Here is an 8944-nt window from a genome sequence, read left to right as displayed (position 1 = left end):
CAACCACCGGCGGGAGATGACCTGGCAGACCCTGCTGGGCAAGATCTACAAGACCAAGGCCCACGACTACACCCAGTACTCCACCATGCTCACCGAAGCCACCGACCAGGTCCTGGCCGCCGACCAGGAGGACCGGCGCGAGGCGATCGACCTGGCGATCTACCAGGCCCTGTCCTACAAGCCCGGCGGCACCGCCCGGCTGATCACCGGCGAGGACGAACCCTACGGCGAGACCCAGTTCCTGTCCTGGAACCAGATCCGCCTCACCCGCCGCAACCCCAAGACCGGCCGCAAACTCAACGAACCCGACCCCGAGGCCGTCAAGAGAGAACGAGCCCGCCACACCCGCGCCGCCCAAGATCCCGACGACGACACGGGCAGCAGCGCGGCAGACAGCAGCGCGGCAGGCAGCAGCGCGGCAGGCAGCACCACCCCGACCAGCACGGACACTCCCGGGCACGGCCCCTGGGCCACCCCGGACGACACCCCACCACCCTTCTAAGGGCCGCACGACGTATTGCGCGGTCGTGCGTCTCGCCGCCTCGGACGAAGGTCCGTCCAGGCCGACCAGCGTGTGAGGCCTTCGTCGCACGGGTAGCGTCAGCTCGCTGTGCCGCGTCCTGTTCAGGCGTCGAGCGATCCGGGAGCCACAACCCATCTCATGGGCTGACCCGTCACCCGCGCCACGGCGTCGTAGTCGTGGTCATAGTGCACCAGCGTCACCTCATGGCGCTCGGCCGTGGCCGCGATGAGGAGGTCCGACAGTGCGACCCCGCGATGTGTGCTGGTGGTTGCGAGGTCGGCCTGCACCTCGATCGCTCTGTCCCAGATCTCGTCGGGCATGGCCAGCGACTCGAAACCATCGCGCAGTTGCTGCCGTCGTCGGCGAGAGTCAGTCGGGGTGCGGGAGGAGTACAGCAGCTCAAGATTCACGATGCCGCAGGTCGCAACGAGACCGGCCTCAATCCAGGGGGACATTGCCTGGTCGACTTCCCGCCGACCGAGCCTAGCCAGGGCACTGGTGTCTGCCAGAAACCGGGCTACCGCCGCCACGCTGCATCCATGACAGCAGGATCCACGGCGTCTGCGAGCTCTCCGCGCCGGGCGTCGGCGAGGAACTCCCGCCGCGCGTGAAGGGCGACAACCTCACCCAGGGCAGCATTGACGGTGGCCCTCTTCGTGCTGGTGCCCAGCACGAAGCGAGCACGCTCAAGCAGGTCGTCGTCGGTGTCGATCAGTGTCCGGCTCACGGCGCCTCCCTGCTCACGATCTGATATCAACACCATAACCCCTCTTATATATGCGTACTGTGTGCGCTGGTCACTGTGTTTTCGGGGATGGCCCCACCTCCTGCCTCACGATCTCGAGCCCCTGCGTCCCGTTGACCAGCGTGTAGGTCCCGTCACGGTCGGTGCGCAGGACCGCCGTGCCGGTGTCGGCGAGCATCGACAGCACCGTCCGGCTCGGGTGGCCGAAGGTGTTGTCCTCCCCGACCCCGATGAGCGCCACGTCTGCGCCCAGTCCGGTCACGAGCGCCTCGTCCTGGGCGGCGCTGCCGTGGTGTGCCACCTTGAGTATGTCGAACTGCTGGCCGTCCAGGGCGCGGCGCACGCCGCGAGCGGCGACCGGCTCGATGTCACCGGTGAACAGGATCCGCAGGTCGCCATCGTCGGGCGCGCCACCGCCACTCACGCGACCGTCGCCACCGCTACCCACGCGAACGTCCATGACCACGCTCGAGTCGTTGGCACCCAACGAGCCGGACCCCACCCGCTTGGCCGGGGGCCAGACCACCTCGGCTCGGACCTGACCCGCGTCGCCCCAGGCGAGGTGGTCGCCGGCCGTGACGGCATACGTGGGGATGCCCTCCTCCGCCAGGGTGGTCAGCACCTCGTCGGCCTCGGCCGGCGGGTCACGCACGGGCGTGAGGTAGGCGGCGGCCACGGGGACACGACCGACCACGCCATCAAGGCCACCGACGTGGTCGGCGTGGAAGTGGCTGAGCACGAGGGCATCCACGTGCTCCACCCCAAGCAGATCGAGACAGTCGGCGAGCAGTTGCGGATCCGGCCCGGTGTCCACGAGCACAGCCCGGCCGGGACCGGTGGCGACCATGAAGGCGTCACCCTGTCCGACGTTGCAGCCGGCGACCACCCAGTCGTCTGGAGGCCAGCCATGACGGCCCGAGGTCGGCCAGGCCAGCGCCAGGCCCAGGACAAGTGCAGACCACGCCAGCCCTGGGTGGCGACCGGCCTGCCACCGCAGCCAGGGACCGGCGAGGAGCACCCCCACGGTGAGGGCGGTGAGCAGCCAGGCGCCCCCGACGCCCTCGACCCAGCCGATCGAGCCCATCGGCACCGTCGCGCCCCAGCGCGCGATCGCCCCGATCAGCCAGGCGGGCAGGGCGGCCAGCCACGCCGCGCCGAGGCCGAGCGGGAGCCAGAGTGTCCCCAGCAACGCCGCCGCGATCCCGGCGATCGTCGTCGGCGCGACCAGTGGCGCCGCCAGTAGGTTGGTCAGGACCGCGACCGTGCTCACCGTCCCCTGCAGCAGCACGATGACTGGGGCGCACACCACCTGGGCGGCCAGCGGGATCGCGATCGCGTCACCCACGAGGGCCAGGCGAGGTGGCAGGCGACCGGCGATCGCGTCGCCCCACGGCCGTGCGAAGACGACCAACCCGAGTGTCGCCAGGGTCGACAGCGCGAAGCCGTAGGAACGCGCGAGCCACGGATCCCAGCAGAGCAGCCCCAGTACTGCGGCCGCGAGGGCCGGCAGGCTGGCGGCGCGCCGCGACGAGCTCAGGCCGATGAGGCCGACGACGCCCATGGCTCCCGCACGCAGGACGCTGGGCTCCGGACGGCAGAGCAGCACGAACCCGACCAGGCACAGCAGCGCCACCACCGGTCGCCACCGGCGCGGCACCCCGAGCCACCCGCAGAGCAGCACCGCGGCGCCGAGCACGATGGCGACGTTGGAACCACTGACGGCCGACAGGTGAGACATACCGGTCGCGAGCATCGCGTCCGACAGATCGGCCGGGGTGAGGGACGTGTCCCCGATCACCAGGCCGGGGATCAGCGCACGCGCGTCGACCGGCAGCGGGTTAACCGACCGGCGCAGCCGATCCCGGACGTGGTCCACGCCCGACAACAGGGCACCGGTCTCCCCGGGCACCGTGGGCGGGTCGAGGGGCGTCACGACCGCGACGGCCGCGTCCCCGGACTCCGGCGGCCCGAGCCGAGCCCGGGTGGTGACGGTCGCGCGCCACGGGACGTGCCGCCAGGTCGTGTCGGCGAAGACCACGACGGGTGCGCGGACCGTGCTCCGCTCTCCCCTCCCCTCGATGTTCTCGATGCGCAGCTCGAGCACGACCAGGTCGGGCCGCTCGTCCCCTCGGTCGATCAGCCGAGGCTCGGTCAGCACCGACCCCGTCACCGTGACGACGGCCCGCTCCTGTGCCAGGTGCCCGACCGGGCCCACCTCGTCGGTTGCGCGATGGGCCGCCCCGGCGACCAGCACGAGAGCCGTGCACGCCAGGGTGAGGGCCAGCAACCCGCGGCGGGACAGCCACACCATCAGTCCCGATGCCGCCAGGCAACACAGACCGACGGTCAGCTGGGTCGCGGCGGGGCGCACGACGAAGAAGACCATCACCGCCCAGGCCACCAGCGCGGGGACAAGTAGGCGCAGGTCGAGCCTCGCTACGGGCGGGACCTCGGTGGGTGGTCCTGGCGTCACAGCGTCACGTGCGGCAGGAGCTTCTCCAGGGTCGCCTCACCGATCCCACTCACCTCCAGCAGCTCGTCCGGAGAGCTGAACTGCCCGTGGTCCGCGCGCCACTGCAGGATGGCGGCCGCGGTGACCGGTCCCACGCCGGGCAACTCTTCCAGCGCCGCCTGGTCGGCGGTGTTGAGGTTGACCTGGGCGTCGGCACCGGTCTCCGCGGCACCGGCGCCACCTCCGCCACCACCGCTGGGCGGACCCTCGACCACGGCGGGCACCTCCTCCCCCGGCCGCGGGACCCAGATCCGTTCACCGTCGGTGACGGCACGGGCGAGGTTCACCCGGCTCGTGTCTGCCTCCTCGGTCAGGCCACCGGCCTGTTCGACCGCGTCCTGCACGCGAGCGCCTGCGTCGACCGTGACGACGCCCGGCTCACGCACCTGGCCCGCGACATGCACCAGCACCCGTTCAGGAACAGCCGTCTCTGGACGATTCGCGTCCGCTCCGAGCCTGTCCGCGTCCGCTCCGGGGCCGTCAGCCGCAGTTGCCGGCGCCGCAGTGACCACTCCCTCGTCGCTGCCCACCGGTGCCAGTTGCTGCCCCTCACGTGACACCACGGGCACCGGATGGCTCGACTGCTCGGCCCGCCACCACCGCACCCCGAGGATCCCGCTTGCGAGGAGCGCCACGAGCAGTACGCCCACCACTGCCGCCGGGCGGACGGACAGGCGCACGGACCGCAGTGCCTCGGGCCAGGTCAGGAACCCCGGACCAGCACGCTCCGCACGGTGCCGGGCACCGGGCTGCGGCGCCTCCTGGGGCAGCCACTCTCCCCCAGTCACCACACCCCGACCAACCGCCCCGACTCCAGGCGCCGCAGCGGTCGGCTCCGCCCCGTCGGCCTGCGCGCGACCGTCGTCCCGCGTCGCACCGGTCTGGCGCTCGTGCGTCACCCGCTCGAGCAGCTCGGCCAACCGATCACGCTCAGACATACCAGGACGGTAGGGACGGCCGGGTCCGTCCGGCTCAGGTGCCGTGCAGGGTGTGGACAGCCGAAGCGCGACCCATGCGGTTGTGGACGGGCGCGACCCATGCGGTTGTGGACGGGCGCGACCCATGCGGTTGTGGACGGGCGCGACCCATGCGGTTGTGGACGGGCGCGACCCTTGCGGCTATGGGGCAGTGGGCCAGGTGGACGAGCGCCGCTGCGCCGGTGGGTGTCGCCCGTCCCACGGGACGAGGTGACCCTCAGGCCTGCGGGGCGACCGCCACGGCCAGTGTCCCGGGCCCGGTGTGCACGCCGGCGACCGCGCCCAGCTCGACCAGGTCGAGTCGTCCCCGTCCGTCACACACCTCCCGCAACCGGGACTGCAGCTCCTCCGCCTGGTCCGGCCAGCCAAGATGGTGGACGGCGACGTCGACCCCCTGGTCCCCCGCCACCGCCTCGATTGCCTCGCGGCACCGCTCCTCCAGCCGGGCCAGGGCCTTGGCGCGCGTCCGCACCCGCTCGGCCAGCTGCACCTCGCCGTCGGTGAGCATCAGCAACGGCTTGATCGCCAGGGCGGACCCGAGAATCGCCTGGGCGGTCCCGACCCGGCCACCTCGCCGCAGGTGCTCCAGGGTGTCGACGTAGAAGTAGGTCGACGACGCCTCGCACCGGCGCCGCGCCAGGTCCGCCACGTCCTCCAGGGAGGCGCCCTCGCGCGCGGCACGCGCGGCGGACACGGCGGCATACCCCATGCCCATCCCCAGCGTCCGTGAGTCGACGACCTCGACCCGCACCTCCTCACTCACCGCGGCAGCGGCCAGCTGGGCAGCCTCGACCGTCCCGGAGATGGCGGAGGAGAGCAGCACGGCCACGATCGAGTCGCACGCGGTGGCCTCGACCAGGTCCCGGAAGGCGACGACGAACTCACCTGGCGCCGGCCGGGAGGTGCCGACCTTCTCCTTGCCGGCGCGCAGCAGCTCGGCCACCTCGGCGACGGTGATGTCGACGCCCTCGGCGAGGGTGCTCCGCCCCACCTGCACGTGCAGTGGGATGACCGCGACCCCCGCGTGCTCCGCCAACTCCGGTGGGAGACAGGCGGTGGAGTCGGTCAGGACGGCGGTGGACACAAGAGCAGTCTCGCAGGTAGCACGATGTGAGGACAGGGTCCGAAGCCGATCAGCGAGCGCCGGACCACCTCAGGCAGGGACGATGTTGACCAGCTTGGGCGCCCGCACGATCACGGTGCGCAGCTCGTTGTCGCCGATCAGCTCGCGGATGCGCTCGGAGCCCAGCGCCAGCTCGCGCAGCTCGTCCTCACCGATGTCGGGAGCCACCTCCAGCCGGTCGCGCACCTTGCCCTTGATCTGCACGACGCAGGTCACGGTCTCCTCGACCAGCAGAGCCGGGTCGGCCTCGGGGAACGGCTCGTAGGCCAGCGACTCGGCGTGCCCCAGCCGCGACCACAGCTCCTCACCGATGTGCGGGGCGACCGGTGCCACCATCTGGACCAGCGGCTCAATCGCGGCACGCGGCACCCGGTCCAACTTGGTCAGGTGGTTGTTGAACTCGATCATCTTGGCGACCGCGGTGTTGACCCGCAGCGCCTCGAAGTCGGTCCGCACCCCGTCCGCGGTCCGTGCCAGCAGCCGGGCGGTCGCCTCGTCCGGCGCGTCCTCGGTGACGGTGACCTCCCCGGTCTCCTCGTCGATCACGTTGCGCCACAGCCGCTGCAGGAACCGCTGGCTCCCGACGACCGCGCGCGTCTCCCAGGGGCGGTACTGCTCCAGCGGCCCCATCGACATCTCGTAGACGCGGAAGGTGTCCGAGCCGTACTGCGCGCGCATCTCGTCCGGCGTCACGACATTCTTCAGGGACTTGCCCATCTTGCCGTGCTCCTTGGTCACCGGCTGGCCCTGCCAGGAGTATGACGGGTCGCCGGTCTCCCCGATCGTCTCCTCGACCTCCTCGGCCGGGACCGGCTGGCCCCGGTGGTCGCGGTAGACGTAGGCCTCGACCATGCCCTGGTTGATCAGGCGGCGGAACGGCTCCTCGCTGGTGACGTAACCCAGGTCGTGCTGCGCCTTGTGCCAGAACCGGGAGTACAGCAGGTGCAGCACGGCGTGCTCGGCTCCGCCGATGTACAGATCGACACCGCCCGGGTCGCGCGAGCCCTCCGGGGCGCCGGAGACCGGCTGCTCCCGAGGACCGATCCAGTAGGCCTCGACCTCGGGGTCGACCGCGACCTCCTTGTTCTCTGGGTCCAGGTAGCGCAGGTGGTACCAGCACGAGCCGGCCCAGTTGGGCATCGTGTTGGTGTCGCGACGGTAGCGCCGGGGACCGTCACCCAGGTCCAGCTCCACCTCGACCCACTCGGTGGCGCGCGCCAGCGGCGCCTCCGGCATCGACTCGGCGTCCTGCGGGTCGAAGGTCCGCGGGCTGTAGTCCGGGACGTCCGGCAGGGTCAGCGGCAGCTGGTCGTCGGGCAGCGCGTGCGCGACGCCCTGCTCGTCCCACACGATCGGGAACGGCTCGCCCCAGTAGCGCTGCCGGCTGAACAACCAGTCGCGCAGCCGGTAGGTGATCGTCCCCTCGCCCAGGCCGCGGTCGGCCAGCCAGGCGATGATCGCGGTCTTCGCCTCGTCGACGGGCAGCCCGTCCAGACTGATCTCCTCGTTGCTGGAGTTGATCGCCGGGCCTTCGCCGGTGAACGCCTCGTCCTCGGGGTGCCCCTCGGTCGGCTGCACGGTGCGGATGATCGGCAGGGAGTATGCCGTGGCGAAGGCCCAGTCCCGCTCGTCCTGTCCGGGGACGGCCATGATCGCGCCGGTGCCGTAGCCCATCAGCACGTAGTCGGCCACCCACACCTGGATGGCCTCGCCAGTGGCCGGGTTGATCGCCTGGGCCCCGGTGAAGACGCCGGTCTTGGCCCTGGTGTCGGCCTGCCGCTCCAGGTCCGACTTGGTCGAGGCCGAGCGCTGGTAGGCCGCGACGTCCGCGTGGTGGGACGGCGGGACGATGCGCTCCAGCAGCGGGTGCTCGGGTGCCAGCACCATGAAGGTGGCGCCGAAGATCGTGTCCGGGCGGGTGGTGAAGATGTCGATCTGCTCGTCATGGCCGACGACCGGGAAGGACACGTTCGCCCCGTGGCTGCGCCCGATCCAGTTGCGCTGCTGGATCTTGATCTTCTCCGGCCAGTCCAGCCGGTCCAGGTCGTCGATCAGCCGGTCGGCGTAGGCGGTGATCCGCATCTTCCACTGGCTCAGGTTGCGCTTGAAGACCGGGAAGTCGCCGCGCTCGGACCGGCCCTCGTTGGTGACCTCCTCGTTGGACAGCACCGTCCCCAGGCCGGGGCACCAGTTGACCGGGGCGGAGGAGACGTAGGCCAGTCGGTGCTCGGCCAGCACGGCCTCCCGCTCGGCCGGGCTCAACTGGGCCCACGGCTGACCGGACGGGGTCTGTCGGTGGCCCCCGGCATACTGCTCGATCAAGGAGGTGATCGGGCGCGCAGCGCCCAGCTGGCCGTCCGCGCGGACGGCGGACTCGTCATACCAGCTGTTGTAGATCTGCAGGAAGATCCACTGGGTCCACCGGTAGTAGTCGGGGTCGATGGTCTCGATCGACCGGCGACGCTCGTGCCCCATGCCCAGCGCCCGCAGCTGGCGGCGGTAGGTGACCATGTTGGCCTCGGTGGTGGTGCGCGGGTGCTGGCCGGTCTGCACGGCGTACTGCTCGGCGGGCAGGCCGAAGGCGTCGAAGCCCATGGTGTGCAGCACGTTGCGCCCGGTGGTGCGCTGGTAGCGGCTGAAGACGTCGGTGGCGATGAAGCCCAGCGGGTGACCGACGTGCAGGCCCGCCCCCGAGGGGTAGGGGAACATGTCCATCACCATCATGTGGCCGCGGGACAGGCGCGGGTCGTCCGGCTCGGCCCAGGGCCCGGCGGGGTTGGCGGAGTGGAAGGTCCCCTCGGCCTCCCAGCGCTCCTGCCAGGCGTCCTCGATCCGGTTGGCCAGCTCCGCGGTGTAGCGGTGCGGCGTCTCGTTCGTGCTCTCAGTCATCTCGTCCTCGACCTCGTGTGCGTGCTGCCTCTGGTGCTGCCTCGTGACACAAAAAAGCCCCTCGCACAGGAGGGGTCAGCCGCGCCGGCTCGTGTCGTGCTCAGCGCGGCTGCATAAGGAGGAGCGTGCAGCGCATGGGGTCAGGTTACCGCAGGTCTGGCCCCACCAATTTTCC

The 8944-nt window shown here is 71.1% G+C and carries 7 protein-coding genes; 1 reads left to right on the top strand and 6 read right to left on the bottom strand.

Features of this window, described 5'->3' with window-relative positions:
• The coding region (locus MWU75_RS14750; RefSeq protein WP_247092156.1) for a hypothetical protein at positions 1–502 on the top strand (502 nt) is incomplete at its 5' end.
• A gap of 122 nt (positions 503–624) precedes the next feature.
• On the opposite strand, the gene MWU75_RS14745 is transcribed toward MWU75_RS14750, so the two are convergent.
• The 6 genes from MWU75_RS14745 to leuS form a co-directional block, all read right to left on the bottom strand.
• Entirely contained in the window at positions 625–1053 is a 429-nt protein-coding gene (locus tag MWU75_RS14745) for a PIN domain nuclease (RefSeq protein ID WP_247092154.1), read from the bottom strand.
• Complete coding sequence (locus MWU75_RS14740) at positions 1041–1250, bottom strand: type II toxin-antitoxin system VapB family antitoxin (RefSeq protein ID WP_247092152.1); 210 nt, start codon at positions 1248–1250, stop codon at positions 1041–1043. Before MWU75_RS14740 ends, MWU75_RS14745 begins: the two co-directional genes overlap by 13 nt.
• 70 nt (positions 1251–1320) lie before the next feature.
• Positions 1321–3741: a ComEC/Rec2 family competence protein gene (locus MWU75_RS14735; RefSeq protein ID WP_247092149.1), complete on the bottom strand. Its 2421-nt coding sequence runs from the start codon at positions 3739–3741 to the stop codon at positions 1321–1323.
• Positions 3738–4718 carry a helix-hairpin-helix domain-containing protein gene (locus MWU75_RS14730; RefSeq protein WP_247092147.1) on the bottom strand — a complete coding sequence of 327 codons (981 nt, stop codon included), beginning with the start codon at positions 4716–4718 and terminating at the stop codon, positions 3738–3740. The genes MWU75_RS14735 and MWU75_RS14730 overlap by 4 nt, the downstream gene beginning before the upstream one ends.
• A 256-nt stretch (positions 4719–4974) precedes the next feature.
• Complete coding sequence (locus tag MWU75_RS14725; RefSeq protein ID WP_247092145.1) at positions 4975–5841, bottom strand: DegV family protein; 867 nt, start codon at positions 5839–5841, stop codon at positions 4975–4977.
• Positions 5842–5910: 69 nt separating this feature from the next.
• Positions 5911–8769 (bottom strand): leucine--tRNA ligase, encoded by a 2859-nt coding sequence (leuS, locus tag MWU75_RS14720; protein WP_247092143.1) that lies wholly within the window; start codon positions 8767–8769, stop codon positions 5911–5913.
• Positions 8770–8944: the final 175 nt, after the last annotated feature.

The sequence above is a fragment of the Ornithinimicrobium sp. F0845 genome (assembly GCF_023015765.1).
Taxonomy (GTDB): Bacteria; Actinomycetota; Actinomycetes; order Actinomycetales; family Dermatophilaceae; genus Ornithinicoccus.
This window is presented reverse-complemented; position numbering and strand designations above follow the sequence as displayed.

What these genes read in the sequence shown, in the direction of transcription:
- MWU75_RS14730 (WP_247092147.1), bottom strand. Translation starts at nt 4,718, where the DNA reads ATGTCTGAGCGTGATCGGTTGGCCGAGCTGCTCGAGCGGGTGACGCAC.
- leuS (WP_247092143.1), bottom strand. Translation starts at nt 8,769, where the DNA reads ATGACTGAGAGCACGAACGAGACGCCGCACCGCTACACCGCGGAGCTG.